This is a genomic window from Providencia sp. NPDC089933 (assembly GCF_049545585.1).
In the GTDB taxonomy this organism is placed as follows: Bacteria; Pseudomonadota; Gammaproteobacteria; order Enterobacterales; family Enterobacteriaceae; genus Providencia; species Providencia huashanensis.
Map to the genome: position 1 here is coordinate 36,050 of NZ_JBMWDT010000008.1, position 20,907 is coordinate 56,956.

18 protein-coding genes are annotated in these 20,907 nt (G+C 38.7%); 6 read left to right on the forward strand and 12 right to left on the reverse strand.

Translation table 11 applies throughout. From position 1 onward, the window contains the following. Positions 1-6 precede the first annotated feature (6 nt). The 10 genes from dld to yieE form a co-directional block, all read right to left on the reverse strand. Positions 7-1,746 carry a D-lactate dehydrogenase gene (gene dld, locus ACPEH5_RS12545; RefSeq protein ID WP_048607443.1) on the reverse strand — a complete coding sequence of 580 codons (1,740 nt, stop codon included), beginning with the start codon at positions 1,744-1,746 and terminating at the stop codon, positions 7-9. 163 nt (positions 1,747-1,909) lie between these two features. After that, a complete protein-coding gene (locus ACPEH5_RS12550; protein ID WP_048607444.1) occupies positions 1,910-2,584 on the reverse strand; it encodes a hypothetical protein in 675 nt (224 codons plus the stop codon). 146 nt (positions 2,585-2,730) lie between these two features. Then, positions 2,731-4,116, reverse strand: coding sequence for an APC family permease (locus ACPEH5_RS12555; protein WP_042843420.1), 1,386 nt, complete (start codon positions 4,114-4,116; stop codon positions 2,731-2,733). Further along, the gene (locus ACPEH5_RS12560; RefSeq protein ID WP_042843419.1) at positions 4,106-4,318 is read right to left on the reverse strand and encodes a hypothetical protein; all 213 of its coding nucleotides are present in this window, start codon (positions 4,316-4,318) and stop codon (positions 4,106-4,108) included. Before ACPEH5_RS12560 ends, ACPEH5_RS12555 begins: the two co-directional genes overlap by 11 nt. A gap of 371 nt (positions 4,319-4,689) precedes the next feature. Further along, positions 4,690-6,672, reverse strand: a complete 1,983-nt coding sequence (locus ACPEH5_RS12565) for a ligand-gated channel protein (RefSeq protein ID WP_071548172.1) — start codon at positions 6,670-6,672, stop codon at positions 4,690-4,692. A 261-nt stretch (positions 6,673-6,933) separates the two neighbouring features. Beyond that, complete coding sequence (locus ACPEH5_RS12570) at positions 6,934-7,722, reverse strand: ABC transporter ATP-binding protein (RefSeq protein ID WP_094301210.1); 789 nt, start codon at positions 7,720-7,722, stop codon at positions 6,934-6,936. Next, on the reverse strand, positions 7,716-8,726 hold the full coding sequence (locus tag ACPEH5_RS12575) for a FecCD family ABC transporter permease (RefSeq protein ID WP_370661204.1): 1,011 nt from the start codon (positions 8,724-8,726) through the stop codon (positions 7,716-7,718). The genes ACPEH5_RS12570 and ACPEH5_RS12575 overlap by 7 nt, the downstream gene beginning before the upstream one ends. A 100-nt stretch (positions 8,727-8,826) precedes the next feature. Next, positions 8,827-9,966 (reverse strand): ABC transporter substrate-binding protein, encoded by a 1,140-nt coding sequence (locus ACPEH5_RS12580; protein WP_042843416.1) that lies wholly within the window; start codon positions 9,964-9,966, stop codon positions 8,827-8,829. Positions 9,967-10,219: 253 nt separating this feature from the next. After that, complete coding sequence (locus ACPEH5_RS12585; RefSeq protein ID WP_071548173.1) at positions 10,220-11,710, reverse strand: amino acid permease; 1,491 nt, start codon at positions 11,708-11,710, stop codon at positions 10,220-10,222. 282 nt (positions 11,711-11,992) lie between these two features. Continuing rightward, positions 11,993-12,856, reverse strand: a complete 864-nt coding sequence (yieE, locus tag ACPEH5_RS12590) for a DNA-binding transcriptional regulator YeiE (RefSeq protein WP_042843414.1) — start codon at positions 12,854-12,856, stop codon at positions 11,993-11,995. A 193-nt stretch (positions 12,857-13,049) separates the two neighbouring features. Here yieE and ACPEH5_RS12595 point away from each other — a divergent pair, with 193 nt between their 5' ends. Both ACPEH5_RS12595 and nfo read left to right on the forward strand, forming a co-directional pair. After that, positions 13,050-14,129, forward strand: coding sequence for a YeiH family protein (locus ACPEH5_RS12595; RefSeq protein ID WP_048607451.1), 1,080 nt, complete (start codon positions 13,050-13,052; stop codon positions 14,127-14,129). A gap of 100 nt (positions 14,130-14,229) precedes the next feature. After that, positions 14,230-15,075 carry a deoxyribonuclease IV gene (gene nfo, locus ACPEH5_RS12600; RefSeq protein ID WP_042843412.1) on the forward strand — a complete coding sequence of 282 codons (846 nt, stop codon included), beginning with the start codon at positions 14,230-14,232 and terminating at the stop codon, positions 15,073-15,075. A 95-nt stretch (positions 15,076-15,170) separates the two neighbouring features. Here the strand turns inward: nfo and fruK are convergent, their stop codons facing one another. Continuing rightward, positions 15,171-16,106, reverse strand: coding sequence for a 1-phosphofructokinase (gene fruK, locus ACPEH5_RS12605; protein ID WP_217008476.1), 936 nt, complete (start codon positions 16,104-16,106; stop codon positions 15,171-15,173). Positions 16,107-16,270: 164 nt separating this feature from the next. On the opposite strand from fruK, the gene ACPEH5_RS12610 reads away from it, so the two are divergent. From ACPEH5_RS12610 to yeiP, 3 genes are all read left to right on the forward strand, one after another. Next, entirely contained in the window at positions 16,271-16,708 is a 438-nt protein-coding gene (locus tag ACPEH5_RS12610; protein ID WP_129466077.1) for a nucleotide triphosphate diphosphatase NUDT15, read from the forward strand. Between the two features lie 161 nt (positions 16,709-16,869). Beyond that, positions 16,870-18,114 carry a tryptophan permease gene (gene mtr, locus ACPEH5_RS12615; protein ID WP_042843410.1) on the forward strand — a complete coding sequence of 415 codons (1,245 nt, stop codon included), beginning with the start codon at positions 16,870-16,872 and terminating at the stop codon, positions 18,112-18,114. A 151-nt stretch (positions 18,115-18,265) separates the two neighbouring features. Beyond that, positions 18,266-18,838 carry an elongation factor P-like protein YeiP gene (gene yeiP / locus ACPEH5_RS12620; protein ID WP_042843409.1) on the forward strand — a complete coding sequence of 191 codons (573 nt, stop codon included), beginning with the start codon at positions 18,266-18,268 and terminating at the stop codon, positions 18,836-18,838. Positions 18,839-18,958: 120 nt separating this feature from the next. On the opposite strand, the gene ACPEH5_RS12625 is transcribed toward yeiP, so the two are convergent. Next, positions 18,959-19,303, reverse strand: coding sequence for a hypothetical protein (locus ACPEH5_RS12625; protein ID WP_042843408.1), 345 nt, complete (start codon positions 19,301-19,303; stop codon positions 18,959-18,961). A gap of 326 nt (positions 19,304-19,629) precedes the next feature. Between ACPEH5_RS12625 and ACPEH5_RS12630 the strand changes: the two genes are divergently transcribed. Next, positions 19,630-20,229: a YrbL family protein gene (locus tag ACPEH5_RS12630; RefSeq protein ID WP_042843407.1), complete on the forward strand. Its 600-nt coding sequence runs from the start codon at positions 19,630-19,632 to the stop codon at positions 20,227-20,229. Positions 20,230-20,907: the final 678 nt, after the last annotated feature.

Below are 20,907 nucleotides of genomic sequence, written 5' to 3' on the forward strand. Positions count from 1 at the left end.
GTGGTTTTAATGTTCATTAGAATGGCTACAACCGCAATCCCCTTCCCAATTTTTCCGTTTCGTTGTTTTCCCTAAACCTGGGTTCATCGTATTCGTTGGGTCCGCTTGCTTATAGAATGATTTTAACTGTGGTGCCGCTTTATATAAGTGACCAACATTATGTTCTGCTGGGTATTGCGCCCCTCGTTCATCTAATAGCGCTAACATTTTTTCTTTTAATTCTTTTGGGTCCACACCTTTTTTCAACACATAATCTTGGTGCATAACATGGCACATAAAATGACCACAATACAGTTTATGGACTAATAACTTTTCAATTTCCGGTGGTAACGTTTCAAACCAGTTTCTATCATTGCGTCGTAACGCAATATCTAACGGCAAAACATCTTCTACGTCTTTATTATGTACCGCATGGTATCGTACTGCTGACCCCGCAGCTGCAAAACGATGTAAGAAAGCTTTCGCACCTTCTTCTGGGGTACATTCAAAATAACCACCATCCGCGGTTGCGAAATATGACTTTAACCAAACTTTAGCTTCATCAATCCCATCACCTGCCATTTTTAGCATTAGATGATGTTCATAACGGTCACGAAACTCTTTCATTCGCGGCGGCAAATGGGATGGCCATAATTTACTCAGTACTTGCATAGTACGGTCAATTAAATTAGAGGGTAAAAATGGGACTTTATTTAATACCGCATCAATACGGCCTTTTATCGTGAAAAACATTGGCATTTTATCCGTGCCAAATTTATCTATCATTAAAAAGGTATCTTTACCGTAAATTTCTGCAATATCGAAACAACCACGGTGCATATATTCACCCGCTACGGGTAAATTTTTAAACTCACTCAAAATATAGCGACGAATATCTTCTAGAACATCGGGGTTATTTGAGCCAATATAAAATACTTGTGTTTTTTTATCCGCTGGAAAAGTATCCAAACGAACTGCAAATACTGCTAATTTACCGGCACAACCGGATGCTTCAAATAAACGGCGTTCATCAGCATTAAAGCGAGACGGCGTATCTGCATCAACATCACGAACACGCTGTGCATATTCATGATCAGAAGCTAGTTTTTCGCTAACATGGACATCTTCGCTGCTATAACCCCGGTTTTGTAAGTTAGTCAGTATTTCTTCTGGGGTATTCCCTAAATCAATACCTAAATGGTTCACAAGTTCCACTTTACCATCATCATTTACTCGGCCATACAACGCAAGCTCGGTATAAGCGGGGCCTCTACGCACTAAGGAGCCACCAGAACTATTACAAATCCCGCCCACAACAGATGCACCAATACAAGATGAGCCAATCAACGAATGTGGTTCACGCCCCAAGGGTTTAAGAATCTTCTCTAAGTCATATAACGTACTTCCCGGCATCGCAACCACTTGATTGAATTCAGGAAGGACTTGTATTTGGTTCAAACGTAGTGTACTGATGATCACAATATCGCGATCATAGTCATAACCGCTTGGTGTTGAGCCTTCTGTCAGCCCGGTATTTGCCGCCTGCATTAAAACAATTTTATCGGCTTCAACACACGCTTTAAATACATGCCATTGCTCAAGCAGTGTTGTAGGGAATACAACCGCTATTGCATCCCCAACGCCAGATCGAAAACCTTTGCGATAACGTTCTGTCTTATGAGGTTCTGTTAGAATGTTTTTCTTACCAACAATATTCCTGAGGGTGAGTAATAATCGTTGATTCTCAGGTTTTTTTACATCATTCATTTGTGTGCCTTCTTAATCGAATTCATGTTTATGATGATTTGTGAACTATTCATTGTAACAACAGTATCACATAATATTATGATGTTGATAGGCTACACGTTTTATCTTAAATAATTCTTAACAGGCAAAAAATACCTGAGCCTATTTACGCTATCACTGTATGTCAGTTCACATTTTTAGCTCCACGTTTTCTTTGATCTTCAAAATCAAAATGGTGTTTACCCAACTCTTTTAGTGCATTGATAAGGTAATCTTTCTCTTGGATCAGTTTTAATGGGATGATGACTTCATCATACTCTGCGGTATATTTACCTTTTTCAGTTTTAGGGGGGCAAAAAGCAAAGACTAAGCTAGTATCGTAGACTGCAACATAGTGCAAAGCATCCCAGTAAAGGCTCATATTTTGATTAAATTCATTAAATACAAAGCCTTCAGAGTAAAAAGTATAGTGATTAATATCCTCCTCTTTAATTAATCCTTTGCTAAGATATGATTCTTGTAATGATACAGCCCCCTTTAACCCAATTTTAAACGCTAATATAAACAACCCAAAAATAATAAATGTGATACCCACTGTTTGCATTACTGTGTGGTAATAAGGTATGTTTTTATGAAAATATTGCGGGTCATCAAACGTAAAGCGTATAAATGATGCTGCGATTAAAAATAACTCAATAAATACTACCCACCTAATAAGTTTAAACTTTCTTTTATAATTACGAATTAAGTTATTTTTAAAATCAGTTATCATTTCTTTATAACTTGAAGGGGTGTATTGAATATCAATTTTGTAAAAAGGCTGTTCTTGTGTAGTAACATCAAAATGGAAGGGATTCATAAATTCTCCTTAAAATTCTTATAGTTGAATTATGAGGAGTTGGGTATATCAGTCAATAAGAATATTCGCGATAACAAGTTACAACTTGCATACATTATTGAAACAAAAATAGCGCCAAAAGGCGCTATTCCATTAGTAGAAAATAACTAGATATCACTCATCTGCGGCATCGGTCTCTTAAACATGCGAGTCAGTATAGCCATATAAACTAAACCAACCGCTGTCCAAATCAATCCATAAACCATTGAATCTTCTTCAATATTTAACCATAAAACGCACACTGTTAGTGTACCTATAACAGGTAAAATTAAGTAATTCAAAATATTTTTGAAGCCTGTCATCCGACGTTCACGGATAAAGAATTGGCTAATCACAGAAATATTAACAAAGGTAAATGCTATTAATGCCCCGAAATTGATTAATGCGGTCGCAAAATCCATTTCAAACCAAATTGCCCCTAACGCTAAGAAACCGACCATCAATACGTTATATGCCGGTGTACGCCATGTTGGACTAACATAGCCAAAAACTTTTTCTGGGAATACCCCATCGCGGCCCATTACATACATTAAACGAGCACTACCTGCGTGGGCTGCCATTCCTGAAGCTAATACTGTCACGCATGAGAATACCAAAATAATTGACTGGAAGAATGCACCAGCAACAAAGCGCATAATATCTGGCTGAGTTTCATTGATATTCTTAAAGCGTGATACGTCTGGAAAATATTGTTGTAAGAAGAAGGAAACCGTAATAAAGATAACCCCCCCAATAAGTGCCGTTAAGAAAATAGCACGAGGGATCACTTTACCTGCGTTTGGCGTTTCTTCTGACAATGAACTTAAACCGTCAAAGCCTAAGAATGAAAAACACAAAATGGTAGCCCCAGCTATCAATGGGATCATTTCAGTTTTTTCATTACCAAATGGGTTAAAGGTCCAAATTTCTCCCGACCCCTCGCCATTTGAAACACCGTGGATCACTAAGCCTGTAAACACGGCCATTACCCCAATTTGGATAATCGCAATGACTGTACTTAGGTTGGCGATTACGTTGATACCACGTAAGTTAGCCGCGGTCATTAAAATAACCAGCCCAACGACAAATATCGCTGGCTCCACATTGGGGAAAATGTCTTGCAAATAAATTTTAGCCAATAATATGTTAATCATTGGCATGAAAATGTAGGACAACAAAGATGTCCAGCCCACCAAGAAGCCGATATGCGGGCTCATTGATTTTTGAGCATAAGTATACGCTGAGCCAGCAGATGGGAAGCGTTTCACCAGCTTACCGTAGCTCAGAGCCGTAAACAGTATCGCCGCTAATGCAATAATGTATGAAGTTGGAACGTGTCCACCGGTCTTATCTGATACCATACCGAAAGTATCGAAGATGGTCATCGGTTGGATATAGGCGATACCTATCATGACCACTTGTACAAGCGTTAACGTTTTTGCAAGTTGTACGCGATTATTCGCACCGGTTTGGTTGTGACCAATGTCTAATGGAATTGGAGTATTATTTGACATTATCAAGCCCTCCCATAACTTTCGATTGCATACTACTTCGGCTTAATCGACAGTTACTGGGAAGACTTTGCATCTGCCTATAGGCAGAGAAAAACGAAGAAAGGGAGAAAGGCGTGTGAGCGAAGCCACCGAGAGCCCCGTAGTCATCGATACGGCAGCCGCCAGCGCCTGGCCCTGCTGCGAATGCGAAAAAGTAAGCCATAAAAGCATTCCTCAAATCGGTAGCGTAAAATGTTTGCTACACGTAAATATTAAAATTATCTCTCCGGCTCTATGTCCGGCCCCGCTAGAATGAACGTTCCTAAAAACAAAAAAACCGATGCTTCATTTGATTAAGCATCAGTTATTTTTTAGTTCGCGCATTTTGCACGCCATAACCACAAATAGCAAGTTAAATTGTTAACAAATCACCCTATTTTCGATGAGAAATTTTGATTATTTCTGACTTTTTGCCCTATCTGCTTATAACTTTTTTTTCTTATGGTTTTAATCAGGTTTTAATCAGGTTTTAATCAGCAAAAAACCCTTTGGTAGAAGCCAAAGGGTTTGGATTAATCGAGATTAATTATACGATTAGAAGTTGTAGTTGATACCGATATTGTAACGACGGCCTTCTAATTCAGCACCGTAAGTCGCATTATCGATTCGGCGATCTAATACGTTATAGACACCACCAACAATGTTCGCGTTCTTGTTAAGCTGATAACTCGCACCTAAATCAAATAAAGCATAAGATGCTGTACCACTTGACATTTTTTGTCCACGACCTTGGTATTCAGAGGTTTTACCACGGAAATTCATACGCGTCCATGTTTCTAAATCTTCAGTAGTTTGCCATGTCAATGTGGAGTTAGCCATATGTTTAGGCTGTTTATTTAATGGCTTACCTTTATTTACACCACTTTTTTGTTCAGTATCAGTATAGGTGTAGTTAGCTGCAAAGCTTAAATCATCCACAATACGCCAGTTGAAGGTGAGTTCAACACCACGCATTCTTGCTTTATCAACGTTCGCTTTATCGCTGATGAAACGATACGGTTTGTTAGGCTTGTCACCTTCACCATCTTGAGCTACTGTACATGCTCTTACTGTACTACTATTTTCTTCACAACGCCTAATTTCAGTAATTTTATCTTTAAAGTCAGTGTTATAGATAGTTATCCCAGCAGTAATATTATCCTGATTGTTCCAAATAACACCTATTTCTTCAGTAATACTTTTCTCTGGTTTTAAATCAGGATTACCATAAATAACGGCATTTCCTGCACTACCGCCTGTTGCTTGTCCCCAGTTTGCGGACGATTCACGCAAGCTTGGTGCTTTATAACCTGTAGTTACCCCACCTTTAATTGTCCACTGTTCATCAGCATGCCACACACCATATAAACGTGGAGTCCAGTGTGAACCGTAGTTTTCGTCTTTATCCATACGAATACCACCGGTTAACGCAAAATCATTGGTCATTAACCATTCATCTTCTGCAAATAACGCCCAGCTATATCGTTCAAGCTTATTATACTGTTTAAATTTATTACCTTCGTCTTTCAACTTCTCTTTACGATATTGACCACCAAGGCTTAAACTATGATCACCCAATAAAAAGACACTTTGATTACGGAAAACAAGGTCTTCTGCCGTCATTTTACGGCCTGGGTTTTTTGTCTCATCGTATTGAACATAGGTATCTGTTGATGCAATATCATAAATACCCGTATGGGTTAATGCCATATGAGTCAACTCATATTTGCTAAAACCGCTACCGTCGCCTCTTTTGCTGGTATAACCCTCACGGTCATCACGATGTTGGTTATCACGTTTAAATTCTGCGTCGAAGGTATTTTTGTCATCTGGAGTCAACGATACCGTTGCTCCACCACTCGCCATGATTTGGCGATTAAAACCATTAATGATTTTATCTTCACCACGATGCGAATATTGGCCTTGTAGTTTCACACCAAGTAAACCATCAATTAATGGACCTGAGGTGTAAAAGCTGCCTTGCCCTGTATTACCTGAATTTTTGCGTTCAGTTAGTGTAGTATCCGCTCGTAAACTTGTGGTCCACTCTTGTTGAACACGGCGAGTGATAATATTAATTACCCCACCCATCGCATCCGAACCATACAACGATGACATTGGGCCACGTACTACTTCAATACGCTCAATGGCGGGTAATGGTGGTAACCAACCTTGTTCAATACCAGAACCATCACTATTTGGGCGAGTGCTGCGTGTATCAATACGTTTACCATCGATTAAAATCATGGTGTATTTAGCATCCATACCACGAATGCTAATATCAGAGCTACTGCCGCCACCGGTAACTAAAACACCCGGTACATCTTTTAAAGCGTCAGTCACATCACGGTAAGCTTTAGTTTCAAGTTGTTCGCGCGTTACTACTGAAATGGATGCTGGGGCATCTTCAATTTTTTGCTGATAACCTGATGCAGTCGTTACATAGATTTTATCTTTACTGTCATCAGCAAATGCAGGTGTCGCAGCGATAGCGGCAATTATGCTAATTGCAACTTTTCTTTTATTAAAAACAACCATTCCCAACTCTCCAAGAGATATTTTTTTATATATGAATTGATTTGCTCACATTGATTGCATTAAATTTTAAAACGCTTTTTATTATTTGGATATTTAAATACCCATAAGAAATTCATGGTAAAAAACCATTTATAAATCAATTAAATTTCCTGTGGGTAATTAATCTTAATATTTAATTCGTTTGTTTTTTTATATTGCCCCTTTTTCTTTATTAATGTGCTTGCCGCACGACGCCACAAGCACATCATTTATTGTGCGGTATTAACTTGCTAATTTATCAACTAGCCCATCAATTAACACTTGAGGTACCCCTTGCGAACACCTTTCAATACGCCCTCTTACACCGTAAACCTCTGCAAGGCTTTCAGGCGTGATAACCTCAGCAGGCTCTCCCTGTGCGATGAGTTTCCCTTGCTTAAGCATTAATACATGTTCCGCATGTCTTAACGCAATATTAATATCATGAACAACCACAACGGTAATTATATTTCGACGTTTAGTTTCCTTTGCCACTAAATCCATCACATGATATTGATAATTTAAATCTAAAGCGCTTAAAGGTTCGTCCAATAATAATAAATTTGGTTGACGAATTAATGATTGTGCCAAACCGACTAATTGTTTTTGGCCACCTGAAAGTTGATCTAAATAACTTAATGCCAAATGTTCAATACCAAGTTGGCGTAATAAATGCATGACTTCGTCTTTATTATTTTGATTACTCAAACCACCCGAGGCACGCTGAGCAACAATCACAGACTCTAAAACATATAAGTGAACCCCCGCAGGTAATGTTTGCGGTAAATACACCACATTTTGCGCACGTTGAGCAAAATTCTGCTGCGTGAGATCCAAGCCGTCCAATAATAACTGCCCCGTTGCCTTATTTAAGCCAGCTAAAGAGCGTAATAATGTTGATTTACCACTCCCATTTGGCCCAAGTAATACCGTGATCTTTCCTCGGGGTAAAATATCGGTCGATAAGTTTTCAATCACTGCACGTTTTGGGTAGCCTGCATTAAATTGGTTAATAATCAAACCACTCATGATACATTACCCCGATGACGTAAAATAATACTTAAGAAGAACGGAACACCCACTAACGATGTCACAATACCCACAGGAATAATCACACCTGGAATAATGTTCTTCGAGGCAATAGATGCCATCGATAAAATTAATGCTCCAATTAATGCACTTGCTGGCAGATAAAAGCGGTGATCTTCACCAAATATCAAACGGGCAATATGTGGTGCAACCAGCCCAATAAAGGCAATCGGCCCAACAAACGCAACCGCCAATGCAGACAAAATACTGATCCGCAATAACGTTGTCAGCCTTAGCCGCCGGACATCAATACCGAAGCTAATAGCCCTATCCTCACCGAGCCTTAAGGCCGTTAACTTCCATGAACTCATCATCGCAATTGGGAAAACTAAGGCGAAAACTAGCGCCATCACGCCCAGTTTTACCCATGTCGCTTTTGAAAGGCTCCCCATCGTCCAGAAAACAAGCCCTTGTAAGGTATCTTCCGTAGCAATAAATTGCATCATGGAAACCAATGCATTAAATGTAAATACCAAAGCTATACCAAATAAAACCACACCGGAAGTAGCAACTCGAGTCCAGCGGGTAACCGCATCTAGCATCAACGCTGCTAGTAGTGCAAAAATAAAGGCATTTGCCGATATTACCCATTGGTCAGGCACCCCTGGAATTGCGATACCTGAAACAATGGCTAGAGCAGCACCAAAAGCCGCCGCATTTGATACACCTAAAGTAAATGGGCTCGCCAGCGGGTTGTTTAAAATCGTTTGCATCTCTGCCCCAGCAAGCCCTAATGACATACCGATAACAACAGCCATCAATGCATATGGCAACCGAATATCCCAAACAATAACCCGAGTCCCTGCATCCACCGTTTCTGGTGTTACCAAGGTTTGCCACAATCGTTCAAGAGATAAGCCCGAAGGGCCCAACGTAAAATCAATAATTAAAGATAATAAAATTGCAGCAACAATAACCCCAATCCATGTTAGCCTACGGCGTAACATATTTTGATAATGCTGCTTCACACCATTATCAGCTTGTTTGATGGCTTGCTCTGCAGCTGCTATCGGTTCACTTGTAATACTCATTAATTCCCACCTACTCTCATTGCTTTTCGCTGACCCAATATACACCACTTGGTTCTACAGCGAGAAACTCACTGTGCAGCTGTTCAAGTGTTTTTTGCGGGTCTAAATCCGCAAATTGCTCAGGATAAAACCATTTAGCAAATACTTGTGTCGCAATCACATTGTATGGAGAGTTATAGTAGTTATGCCAGATAGCGTAATCTTGCTTATCTTTAATGGCTGATAATGAATTAATGCCTTTACGTTCTGTGACCCTTTTTAGACTTTCTTTCGCATCAATTAAAGTACCTTGAGCGCCTAATTGAACACCAACATCTTTGCTACCCGGTGCTTTGACACCAGATGCGATATAAATACTGGGGTCTGATGCAATGACCTTCTCAAGGTTCATTGTACCTAATGCGCCGGGCAATACCCCCTTAGCAATATTTTTCCCACCCGCTAAGTCAATAAAGTTCCCCATGTTACCGTCACCTGCAGTACCACAACAATCTTCAAAAGCACCGGCTCTTAATTCAATGAACACCGTCGGTTTTTTATCTTCCGGAACTTTAGCGGTAATATCGGTGACTAGCTTTTGGTTTTTTTCATAAAAATCGATATATTTATTGGCTACCTGTTCCCGATTTAACGCTTGACCGAGTAAACGCATACTCGGCAATGTATTTTTCAATGGGTTGTCACGGAAATCGACAAAAATGACAGGCACACCCGCTTTTTCTAACTGGTTCACTAATTCACTATTTTTGCCCGGACCATGCCCTGACAGACCAAAAATGGCGATATCGGGATTTAGTGTTAATACTTTTTCTGAACTGACACTATCGGCACTGGTATTACCAATTAGAGGAATATTATCAATTTCTGGAAATTTCGCTTTATAAACCGCATACGTTTGCGGGTCTAATTTACGCAAATCCCCTTGCCAGCCTACGATACGTTCAATGGGTTTATCACCTTCAAGGAGAGCTATAGCGCTAAATAAACGCCCTTCGCCAAGTAAGATACGGTTAACATTATCAGGGACTTCAACAGTACGGCCTGCAACATCAGTTACAGTAGCGGCCCACGAGTTCAAACTTGCACTCACTAATAATGCTAAACTTATTCCTTTTACTACCGACCTAGCTACTGATTTCTTGGCTACCGACGACATAGTATTAAGCTCCACCATCAACCTCATTGACTGAATTTTTTATTGCGGTAACAATAAAGCAAATAAGAATACTTATCAATACGATTATTGAATCTAACATGACTTAACTCAATGAAATTGTGTGAGCCATATCGAAAAGTTATGCATCTTGCCAAATTAACCTGCTAATTTGGCACTTCTAACATTTTATTCTGGCGTGATAAAAAAATAGCACCTCAATGGAGGTGCTATTTTAGTAAACAAGATACGAATTTTATTTATCTAAATTTTCTTTGTAACTTGGAAAGTTCATGTCTTTATAGCGAATAAATGTGGTTTTTCTGGCAATTTTATAACCAAACCATATGGCTAAAAATAGCGGAATTCCGATATAAGTCGCGGTTACCCCAACCCAATCAATCCTATCTTCTAAGAAGGCTTGATAGTTCTGACCTAACGTAATCGTTAAACATAAAATAAATGCAAAAATAGGGCCGACCGGGAAGAAGCCTGAGCGATATGGTAAATCGTTAAGATCTTTACCTTGTGCGATGTACCCTCTACGGAAACGATAATGGCTAATCGCAATTCCTAACCATGCAATAAAACCCGTCATTCCCGACGTATTCAATAACCATAAATAAACGGTTTGATTACCGAACATCGAACTTAAAAAGCATAGACCGGCAATAATTGTTGTAGCTAATAAAGCATAGCGTGGTACGCCACCTTTTGATAGGCGGGCAAAAATACGCGGAGCTTTACCTTCACGCGCTAAGGTATACAACATACGGGTGGATGCATACATCCCTGAGTTACCCGCCGATAAAACCGCGGTTAAAATGACGGCATTCATTACTGCCGCTGCGGAGAGTAAACCTGCATTTTCAAATACCAATGTAAATGGACTTACACTGATATCTTTAACGTCATTACGCAATAAATTAGGGTCGGTATAAGGAATGATCAAACTAATAATCAGAATTGCAAAAATGTAAAATAACAGAATACGCCAGAAAACCTTGCGTACCGCTTTTGGAATATTTTTTGCCGGATCTTTTGATTCCCCTGCAGCAATACCGATTAGTTCAGTACCTTGGAAGGAGAAACCAACAATCATTGCAACACCAATCATCGCTGAAAAGCCACCAGCAAAAGGTGCATCACCGATTTCCCAATTATGCCATCCTGCATTTTCTGCACCATTCATGATGCCGAAAATCATTAACACGCCCACGACAATAAAAATAATGACGGTAGTGACTTTAATTAAGGAGAACCAATATTCAGCCTCACCAAACCCTTTAACTGAAATAAAGTTTAGCAAGAAAATAATAGCAAGGAATATTGCACTCCAAATCCAGCCGGGGGTATCTGGGAACCAATAAGTCATCACTAATTGCGCTGCTACAAGGTCAACCGCAATAGTGACCGCCCAGTTATACCAATAGTTCCAACCTAATGCGAAACCAAAGCCTTCATCAACATACTTAGCACCATAGGTCGCAAATGAACCTGAAACTGGCATATAAGCAGCTAACTCACCTAAGCTGGTCATTAAAAAATAAACCATTAAACCGATGATAGCGTATGAAAGAAGTGCCCCACCAGGACCTGCCTGTGCAACGGTTGCACCTGATGCGACAAATAAACCGGTACCGATTGAGCCCCCGATAGCAATCATCGCAAGGTGGCGTGCTTTTAATTCACGGCGTAGCTTTTGTGGGCCGCCTTGCGAGATAGTATTGGTATGTTGTTCTGACATTTGTTCCCTGTATTTTATTATTCAGCTAATATCGGAGGAATTCTAGCAAAATAGACTGCCAGAACTAAGCAACTCTTTGCTGTTATAAGATACCTTCATAATCCGTAGCAAATTATAAGTAAAACGCGTTATCGCAATCACAACACATTCATTGCAATCCTCTAAATATTTTGGCTTGTCGCTAGACAGCAAATGAGACTATCCAAGGAGCATACACCAGTATGTGACTTGGATAGTCGATTGCAGCCAACAACGCGACAAGTTAAAAGATGACGAGGATTTTTAATTACAGTAGGCTAGCAAATTAGTAATCGCGTTCGAAAGGTGCTTTTGACGATGGTAAATCAAATATAAGGTTCTTTCTAATTGCAGTTCTTCTATTTCTAATTCCACTAATGAACCATTTTCCAATTGTTCTTCAATAACACGCCTTGATAAACAACTGATCCCCATACCGAAACGAACAGCATGTTTAATCGCTTCTGAATTTCCAAGCTCCATTAAAATATGAAACCCGGGAAGGTGAGCAAATAATAGTTGGTCAAGAACGTCTCTTGTCCCTGAGCCCCTTTCCCGCAAAATCCATGGAGCATCTTGTAAATCTTTTAGTGATACTTTTTTATTTGCTAGTGGGTTTTGTGGTGAAGCAAAAACAACCAATCCATCTTTTAACCACGGTTTAGAAATCAACTCAGGGCTATGGCAAACCCCCTCGATTAAACCGACATCGGCTCTAAACTCCATGACACCTTTGATAACTTCTTCTGTATTACTAATAAACAGTTCCAAAGGAATATCAGGGTGGTCATGACGATAACCCGCTAAAATTTCCGGTAGCATATAGTTGCCAATCGTCGTACTTGCTGCGAGACGCACGGCGCCCATCTCTTTCTTAAATAATTGCTCGACTTCTAACCCTTGTTCTAATAATGCTAATGCTTTAGGGTATAAAAGCCTTCCGTGCTCGTTTGTAACAAGTCGTTTACCCACGCGGTCAAATAGCTGAACACCTAATTGACCTTCTAAATCCGTTAGCGACGCACTTACTGCAGATTGAGAAAGTGCTAATAATTGAGATGCTTGCGTCGTGGAGCCACTTTTTAATACTTCCGTGAAGACCTCAAGTTGCCTAAGTGTAATTCGCATAAAGGTAAGCCCCAACGTGATTTTTAGTATTTGTAATAATATTGTTAATATTAATGATTTATTAGCAATATTCCAGAAGAAACTTATAATCAATTTTTTCGATAGATTATACACAAATAATGAATTTAAATTATTATTGATTTTATTATATGCTTATTACCAAATCTTATAAGCGGTAATGAAGAGCATTGTCATGAATAAAAGTGAAGCTAACAGCTTAGAGCAAAATAGCCTGCATCCTATTTTTAAATTAATACCTGGCATTATTTTAGCTGGTATTTTAACGGCTATCTCAATTTACCTCGGTGAACAGCCTTGGTTTATGGATATCGGTTTAGGTGCATTAACCCTTGCTATCTTATTAGGCATCGTTGTTGGTAATACTTTTTATCCTGTTGCGAGCAAATCTTGTGACAGTGGTATTAAATTTGCTAAGCACTATTTCCTTCGAGCGGGGATCATTCTGTACGGGTTCCGTCTTACTTTTCAGCAAATTACTGATGTAGGTGCAACAGGCGTCATCATTGATGCCTTAACATTAACATCGACATTCTTATTAGCTTATTGGCTGGGTAAAAAAGTATTCGGTCTTGATGAAGAAACAACATTGCTGATTGGTGCAGGAAGCAGTATTTGTGGTGCTGCAGCAGTCATGGCAACTGAACCGGTGGTAAAAGCCTCCGCAAGTAAAGTCGCGGTTGCCGTTTCAACTGTCGTCATATTCGGGACAATCTGTATATTTGTCTACCCTTGGATGTACCAATTAAATGCCCACTTTGGTTGGTTCCCTGCGACTGAAGAAACATTTGGTATTTATATTGGCTCAACGGTTCATGAAGTTGCACAAGTTGTTGCTGCTGGTCACACCATAGGTACTGACGCAGAAAATGCATCCGTGATCGCTAAAATGATCCGTGTCATGATGCTTGCACCGTTCTTAATTATTTTATCTGCCTTTTTGAGTCGAAAAGCAAGCCACAATCAAACGGCAAGCAACCAAAAAAGCAAAATTACTATTCCTTGGTTTGCTGTATTCTTTATCGTTGTAGCAGGTTTTAATTCATTACACTTATTGCCTAGTGTATTAGTTCAACAAATCATCGCATTAGATACTATTTTACTCGCAATGGCGATGGTCGCATTAGGCTTAACCACCCATGTTAGTGCCATTCGCCAAGCAGGTATTAAGCCGTTACTGATGGCATTGATTTTATTTGTTTGGTTAATTGTGGGTGGGTTATTAATTAATGTGATGATCCAAAATATCTTTTAACGATTTATATTCTTATTATTAGCCACCTTAACCGGTGGCTTTTTTGTTGATTTCATTTATTAGCTTATTAATGGCATACTCCCACAAAAAGGAGTCAAAAATGAAATATATTGGAGCACACGTCAGCGCATCTGGTGGCGTTGATCAGGCTGTTATTCGCGCCCATGAACTCGAAGCAACGGCTTTCGCGTTATTCACTAAAAACCAACGCCAGTGGAAAGCCGCACCACTAAGTGAAGAAGTGATCCGCAAGTTTAAAGATAACTGTACAAAATACGGTTATGGCAAACAGCAAATTCTCCCCCATGACAGTTACTTAATAAACTTAGGTCACCCAGAGTTTGAAGCTTTGGAAAAATCACGGGTTGCATTTATTGATGAAATGCAACGTTGTGAACAATTAGGCATCGGTTTACTTAACTTTCATCCTGGAAGCCACTTAAAAAAAATTGAGGTTGATGACTGCTTAGCTCGAATTGCCGAGTCGATTAATATTGCTCTTGCTGAAACAGAAGGTGTCACTGCTGTTATTGAAAATACGGCAGGGCAAGGTACTAACTTGGGGTTTGACTTCACTCACTTAGCTAAAATTATTGAAGGTGTAAAAGATAAAAGCCGTGTTGGCGTTTGTATTGACACTTGCCACGCGTTCGCAGCAGGTTACGATTTACGCACGATTGAAGATTGCGATAACACCTTTACACAATTTTCTGACATTGTCGGTTTTGAATTTCTGAAAGGAATGCACCTTAATGATGCAAAAAGCGAATTCGCCAGCCGTGTTGACCGCCATCACAGTTTAGGTGAGGGAAATATTGGCTTCACACCATTCACCTACATTATGCAAGATAAGCGTTTTGATGGTATCCCTTTGATTTTAGAAACGATCAACCCAGATATTTGGCCGCAAGAAATTGCATGGTTGAAATCTCAGCAACAAAACTAATACTTTATTGTTAAGCTCTAGGTTAACCCTAGAGCTTGACTATAATATCGAAAACACCACATTGTTAATGCCGCGAACTGGCTATTTTTCACCAATTACAATGATTTCATCTCAATTTTAGCCATCATATCCGCTAATTTATTACGATTTTTTAGCCCAACATCGGGCTGAGAAACTGATAACGCGGAAATAGCCGTCGCCATACGTAATGTATGCTCACTCGACTCCCCATTGAGTAAACCATAAGCAAGCCCAGCAACCATTGAGTCCCCAGCCCCTACCGTACTTATCACATCACAATGAGGTGGTTTGGCCAACCAAGACCCTGAGGCATTTACCCACAAAGCCCCTTCTCCTCCTAATGAAATGACAACATGAGAAATGCCCTTATCACGTAATTCATGGGCTGCTGCAATAACATCTTTTAAATCAGGAAGTTTTCTACCAACCCAGCTCTCTAATTCATGTCTATTCGGTTTTACTAACCAAGGTGATGCTTTAAGACCGGCTTTCAAGGCCTCTCGGCTACTATCAAAAATAATACATGGGCATAATTGCCGAAGTCTGGTCATCCAACGAGTAAATTCTTCAGGGTCAATACCATTTGGTAAACTGCCGCTAACGACAACCATATCAAAATGGCCTAGCCAATTTAATGACTCTGTAGAAAAGCGGTTCCAATCCTCTTTACTTACATCAAAACCTGAAAAATTAAAATCTGTTGATTCCCCATTATTTTCAGTAAGTTTTACATTAATACGTGTACGTCCCGGTACCATACTAAAACGATTAGCCATCCCATTTTCACTGAAAAAATGTTGGAATTCTTCTTGGTTATCCTTCCCCATAAAACCACTAACTGTGATATCAATGCCTAAATCACGCAGCACTTTCGCTACGTTTACACCTTTACCACCCGCATTGAGGCTAGCGGTTTTGACTAAATTGACTTCACCAACTTCGATTGTAGAACACAGCCCTACAAGGTCGTAAGCAGGATTTAATGTAATTGTAGCAACCCGGCGAGTCATAACCACTAATCTCCCTTATCATGATTATCGTATCTTAAAATATAATCATAGTTATAACATTAAAGCATATTGTTTTCAGTGATATTTGTATTTTTCCCTGCTTGTTTTTCTGTTGTACCATGGCAAAATCAGCGCGCTAAAAAATAAAATAATCAGGAGAAAATATGTCTGAGCCTGTTAACGTCGTCGTCGGTGTCGGTGTGATCATCACCAATTCGCACGGGCAAATACTCATGGGTAAACGCAGCAGTAAACATGCCCCTTACTGGTCAATTTTTGGGGGTCATGTTGACCCTGGGGAAACTTTCGAACATTGCGCTATTCGTGAAATAAAAGAAGAAATCGGTATTGATATTCAAGCACCAACCGTATTTGGTATCAGTAATAACTTGCAAACTTATCAACAAGAAGGGAAGCATACGGTCTCTATCTGTATGCATGTTGAATACAATGGTGAAGTTGCACCTCAAATAATGGAAACAGACAAATGTGAAAGCCTAATGTGGGTTTCACCTGATGCATTACCTGAGCCTCACTTTGAAGCCAGCCGCAATGCCATTGACCTTTGGCTAAACCAGAATCTTTATCACCATAAAGCCTAATATTAACCTTTAACGTATAAACGATTTTGTTTGTACGTTTTTTATTCATCTCTTTCTTATTACTCGCTTTTTCCTATTTAATTGCCTTTACCATATTTACAACGTCATGTGCTTACCGTATCATTTAGCTAGTACAGTGAAACATTCTATTAGGAGCCACCATGGCCGTTGATACTACAACACAACACAAACGCCCTTCCATCTTGGGTGGTGCAATGATTATCGCAGGGACTGCAGTCGGTGCGGGTATGTTTTCAATTCCAATGGTGACTTCAGGTGTATGGTTTTCAGGCTCAGTCGTGCTATTAATCTATACATTTATTTGTATGTTACTTTCGGGGTTAATGATCCTAGAAGCAAATATGAATTACCCTGCTGGAGCCAGTTTTCACACTATGGTCAAAGACCTGTTGGGAACAACTTGGAATTCAATTAATAGCTTATCCGTCACCTTTGTTCTCTACATACTGACTTACGCCTACATTTCCGCGGGTAGTTCTATCATTACCGCAAACTTGTCAGGTCATATACAAATTCCACAAGCGGGTGCAGGCTTTATTTTTGCTTTCATCGTCGCTTTTATTGTTTGGCTTTCTACTCGTGCTGTAGATAGGTTAAGTACTATTTTAATCGGTGGTATGGTTATCACATTTATCATGTCAATTGGTGGGATGATCTCAACGGCATCTCCTGCCATTTTATTTAACCAAGTTGAACAAAGTGATCATCAGTATTTACCTTACGCTCTCGCCGCATTACCTTATTTATTAACCTCTTTTGGTTATCATGGCAATGTACCTGGGCTAGTTAAATATTATAATAAAGACAGTCGCAGTGTAGTCATGAGTTTAGTGTTTGGAGCAACTATTACGGTTGTTATCTATATCTTGTGGCAGTATGCCATCCAAGGCAATATCCCACGCTCTGCCTTTATTGAGATAAGAGAAAGTGGCAATAATATTGATGCCCTGTTGACTCAAATGAATATCTCGACGAAAAACAGTTTTATTTCACAATTCCTAAACTTGTTTTCTTATATGGCGTTAGCCAGCTCATTCTTAGGTGTCTCTCTTGGCTTATTTGATTTTATTGCAGACTTCTTTAAATTTAAGGACAATCAACAAGGGCGTTTCAAATCTGTTTTAGTCACCTTTGTACCGCCTACCATCCTTGCGTTAATTTTTCCAAATGGTTTTATTTATGCCATTGGTTTTGCAGGGCTAGCAGCAACCATCTGGGCGGTAATTGTCCCTGCTCTAATGGCAAAAGCGAGCCGTGTACGCTATCCAAATAATAGTTATAAAGCACCTGGTGGAACATTTATTATTGTTTTCGTTATCTTATTTGGTGTGATTAATGCTGTAGCACATTTGCTATCTTTAGCTGGTTTACTCCCTATTTATTAACGGCCTTTGGTGAATATCGCTTTTACGCAATATTCACCATTCCCTTTCCCATAAAATTTTTCACCGAAAATTAACCGCAACATCTTGCCTAATCGCTTATCTGCGAGTAATTTTGTCGCACTCTTTTTGACAATCCCAAAGAAGGTTATTTATGGCCAAGGCCAATGAAATTAAACGCGGTTTAGCAGTTAACTATAATGGCAAATTACTACTTGTAAAAGATATTGATATTCAAGCACCTAGTGCTCGTGGCGCAAGTACCTTGTATAAAATGCGTTTTACAGATATCAAAACTGGCCAAAAAGTTGAGGAACGTTTCAAAGGAGATGATATTTTAGAAACGATTTCGTTAACACGCCGTGGAGTGACTTTTTCTTATATTGACGGTGATGAATATGTTTTTATGGATAATGAAGACTATACACCTTACATGTTCAAAAAATCAGATATTGAAGAAGACCTATTGTTCATCCCTGAAGAGGGTTTGCCAGGAATGCAAGTTCTTACCATAGAAGGTCAAGTCTTGGCTTTAGAACTTCCTCAAACCGTTGATATGGTCATAATGGAAACAACACCTAGCATTAAAGGTGCATCAGCGAGTGCCAGAACTAAGCCTGCGACTATGGCTACAGGGCTTACTATCCAAGTTCCTGAGTATTTATCGAGTGGCGAAAAAATTCGTATCCATATCCCTGAACGCCGTTATATGGGGCGTTGTGATTAATTACAATATGTTATCTAACCTATGACCTTATATGCCTATGAATTAATTGTTCATAGGCATATGCCACAATCACTTAGCATTATCCCCTCCTAACGACCTGCTCTTCGGCTTCACTCATGTTTAATCATATTTAATCGTATAGATTCCCAATGTATGGTCTTTGTTTATCCAATTAAACTCTTGAGTTCCCTTTGAATTAGGAAGTAGTGTTGTTTGCCCTCTGAGTTTTCGAATATCAACAGACGTCGTTTTTTCATCTCCAGTATCACTCCAACATTTGGTTATCACACTTTTAGGCGTTGCTTCTATCATGCAAGGTGGCGCGACAATCGCTCCTGTAAATAAAATGACACCAGAGCTAGCACGTTTCATCCCACTATTTTTTGATGCTACTGCCGAAAAACTTGAAACCAATACTGTTACTGTAAAAATAGTCGCTACAATTTTTTTTACTGAGTTATCCATAAGAATCGCCCTCTTAAAGTTAAGTTATCGTCACTTTTCGTGATTTATTTATACTTAAAATATTTTTCACTCTGCGTGACTGAGGACGACATACTAATCTCAACGAAATATTAGTGATTTCATTTATAGTCGTAGTTTTTTATTTTTTTGAATCGTTATTACTCAAAATAAAATCACCTATTTAAATGACTTTTTTATTACCACACGAAATGCAACATCTTTAGAATTTTATCTATTAAAATCAGCCCTATATATTGTAAAAAACGTCATATTTATTGTTTACAAATCATTTTTGTATTTAACTTATAAAATGAGTATTTATTAATATGAAAAAAAACCTTGCTACTAAAATTTACCTATCCCCCAAACAGTTGATAGCTGCGGGTCGGCAACGTGCTTGCTATCAACATCCAGAGTATGATGATTTATGCATCAAAGTGCATTTAAATGGGAGAAGTGATAAAGAAACGCTACGAGAAATACGCTATTACAAGCGGTTATATAAAAAAAGTTTAAGTACCAACACTATTTCTCATTATTATGGAACCCAAGAAACTAATTTCGGCTTAGGGTATGTTTTCCAACTCATTAAAGATAAAACAGGGAATGTTTCACATACATTAGAGTATTACCTAAAAAATAAAAACATACTTTTAAAACATAAAAAAAATATGAGAATTGCCTATGAACAATTTAAAAAAACAATCTATGAAGAAGCCATAGCAACAATGGCACTAAAAACTTATAATATTGTTTATCAATTAGGCTATAAACCTCACGGCCAATTTTTTATTATTGATAACCTTGGTTCAGCCAATTTGATCCCCCTAGATTATTTTTCAACCACTATTGCGCGTTCAACATTAAATCGTCGTTTCGCAGATTTTGAAAATCGGCTTTATAGAGAATTTCAAATCAAAATATAGTTTTCAATACCTGTCTTACTACCATTCATTTTTTAGATTTAAAATTAATCAAAACTTCAATATAAGTATTTTTTGTTATCAGAATACTGATAAATAAACAGTAGCTATGATTTTTTAAAGTCAATCACCTAACGGCCACCTATAATTAGTGCATGACTTGATGACTAAAAACCTTTCTAACTTAGATAAATTTAAACTTCTTTACATTAGAGGTGGATGTTAGGCATTTACTTCGTAAATAGACTGAAACAAGACGTAAGAAAATGTGAACAAGTTCATACTTTATTTACTCAAAACGGTGCAATACCGCGCAAAATGCCCTTACATATGATAGAAATCACATAAACCAATAGTGAATAGGCAGTTCTATCTAATGTTTTGTAAATTATAGACCTATTGCCTCGCCATTTCGGCTTTGTTTATGTATGCTCTTTAAGGTTTATTTTCAGGCTTGTTAGGCTACCAATTCACGTAAAATTCTTTTAGTAAATATTGGTATCTGTTCTATACTCAATAAGTCATTGAAAATGGCTAAAGCGTACAACACCTAGTTTGGGTTGTTTGCTATAAATTGTTGTCATAAACATTTCTTGCGAAAAACACACTCTTATCGTCAAATGCGTTTTTCACAAGGATAGGTTTTATTTTGTCGTGTCTATTTACACGATAATGCGATAA

What these genes read in the sequence shown, in the direction of transcription:
- dld (WP_048607443.1), bottom strand. Translation starts at nt 1,746, where the DNA reads ATGAATGATGTAAAAAAACCTGAGAATCAACGATTATTACTCACCCTC.
- ACPEH5_RS12550 (WP_048607444.1), bottom strand. Translation starts at nt 2,584, where the DNA reads ATGAATCCCTTCCATTTTGATGTTACTACACAAGAACAGCCTTTTTAC.
- ACPEH5_RS12555 (WP_042843420.1), bottom strand. Translation starts at nt 4,116, where the DNA reads ATGTCAAATAATACTCCAATTCCATTAGACATTGGTCACAACCAAACC.
- ACPEH5_RS12560 (WP_042843419.1), bottom strand. Translation starts at nt 4,318, where the DNA reads ATGGCTTACTTTTTCGCATTCGCAGCAGGGCCAGGCGCTGGCGGCTGC.
- ACPEH5_RS12565 (WP_071548172.1), bottom strand. Translation starts at nt 6,672, where the DNA reads ATGGTTGTTTTTAATAAAAGAAAAGTTGCAATTAGCATAATTGCCGCT.
- ACPEH5_RS12575 (WP_370661204.1), bottom strand. Translation starts at nt 8,726, where the DNA reads ATGTTACGCCGTAGGCTAACATGGATTGGGGTTATTGTTGCTGCAATT.
- ACPEH5_RS12580 (WP_042843416.1), bottom strand. Translation starts at nt 9,966, where the DNA reads ATGTCGTCGGTAGCCAAGAAATCAGTAGCTAGGTCGGTAGTAAAAGGA.
- ACPEH5_RS12585 (WP_071548173.1), bottom strand. Translation starts at nt 11,710, where the DNA reads ATGTCAGAACAACATACCAATACTATCTCGCAAGGCGGCCCACAAAAG.
- yieE (WP_042843414.1), bottom strand. Translation starts at nt 12,856, where the DNA reads ATGCGAATTACACTTAGGCAACTTGAGGTCTTCACGGAAGTATTAAAA.
- ACPEH5_RS12595 (WP_048607451.1), top strand. Translation starts at nt 13,050, where the DNA reads ATGAATAAAAGTGAAGCTAACAGCTTAGAGCAAAATAGCCTGCATCCT.
- nfo (WP_042843412.1), top strand. Translation starts at nt 14,230, where the DNA reads ATGAAATATATTGGAGCACACGTCAGCGCATCTGGTGGCGTTGATCAG.
- fruK (WP_217008476.1), bottom strand. Translation starts at nt 16,106, where the DNA reads ATGACTCGCCGGGTTGCTACAATTACATTAAATCCTGCTTACGACCTT.
- ACPEH5_RS12610 (WP_129466077.1), top strand. Translation starts at nt 16,271, where the DNA reads ATGTCTGAGCCTGTTAACGTCGTCGTCGGTGTCGGTGTGATCATCACC.
- mtr (WP_042843410.1), top strand. Translation starts at nt 16,870, where the DNA reads ATGGCCGTTGATACTACAACACAACACAAACGCCCTTCCATCTTGGGT.
- yeiP (WP_042843409.1), top strand. Translation starts at nt 18,266, where the DNA reads ATGGCCAAGGCCAATGAAATTAAACGCGGTTTAGCAGTTAACTATAAT.
- ACPEH5_RS12625 (WP_042843408.1), bottom strand. Translation starts at nt 19,303, where the DNA reads ATGGATAACTCAGTAAAAAAAATTGTAGCGACTATTTTTACAGTAACA.
- ACPEH5_RS12630 (WP_042843407.1), top strand. Translation starts at nt 19,630, where the DNA reads ATGAAAAAAAACCTTGCTACTAAAATTTACCTATCCCCCAAACAGTTG.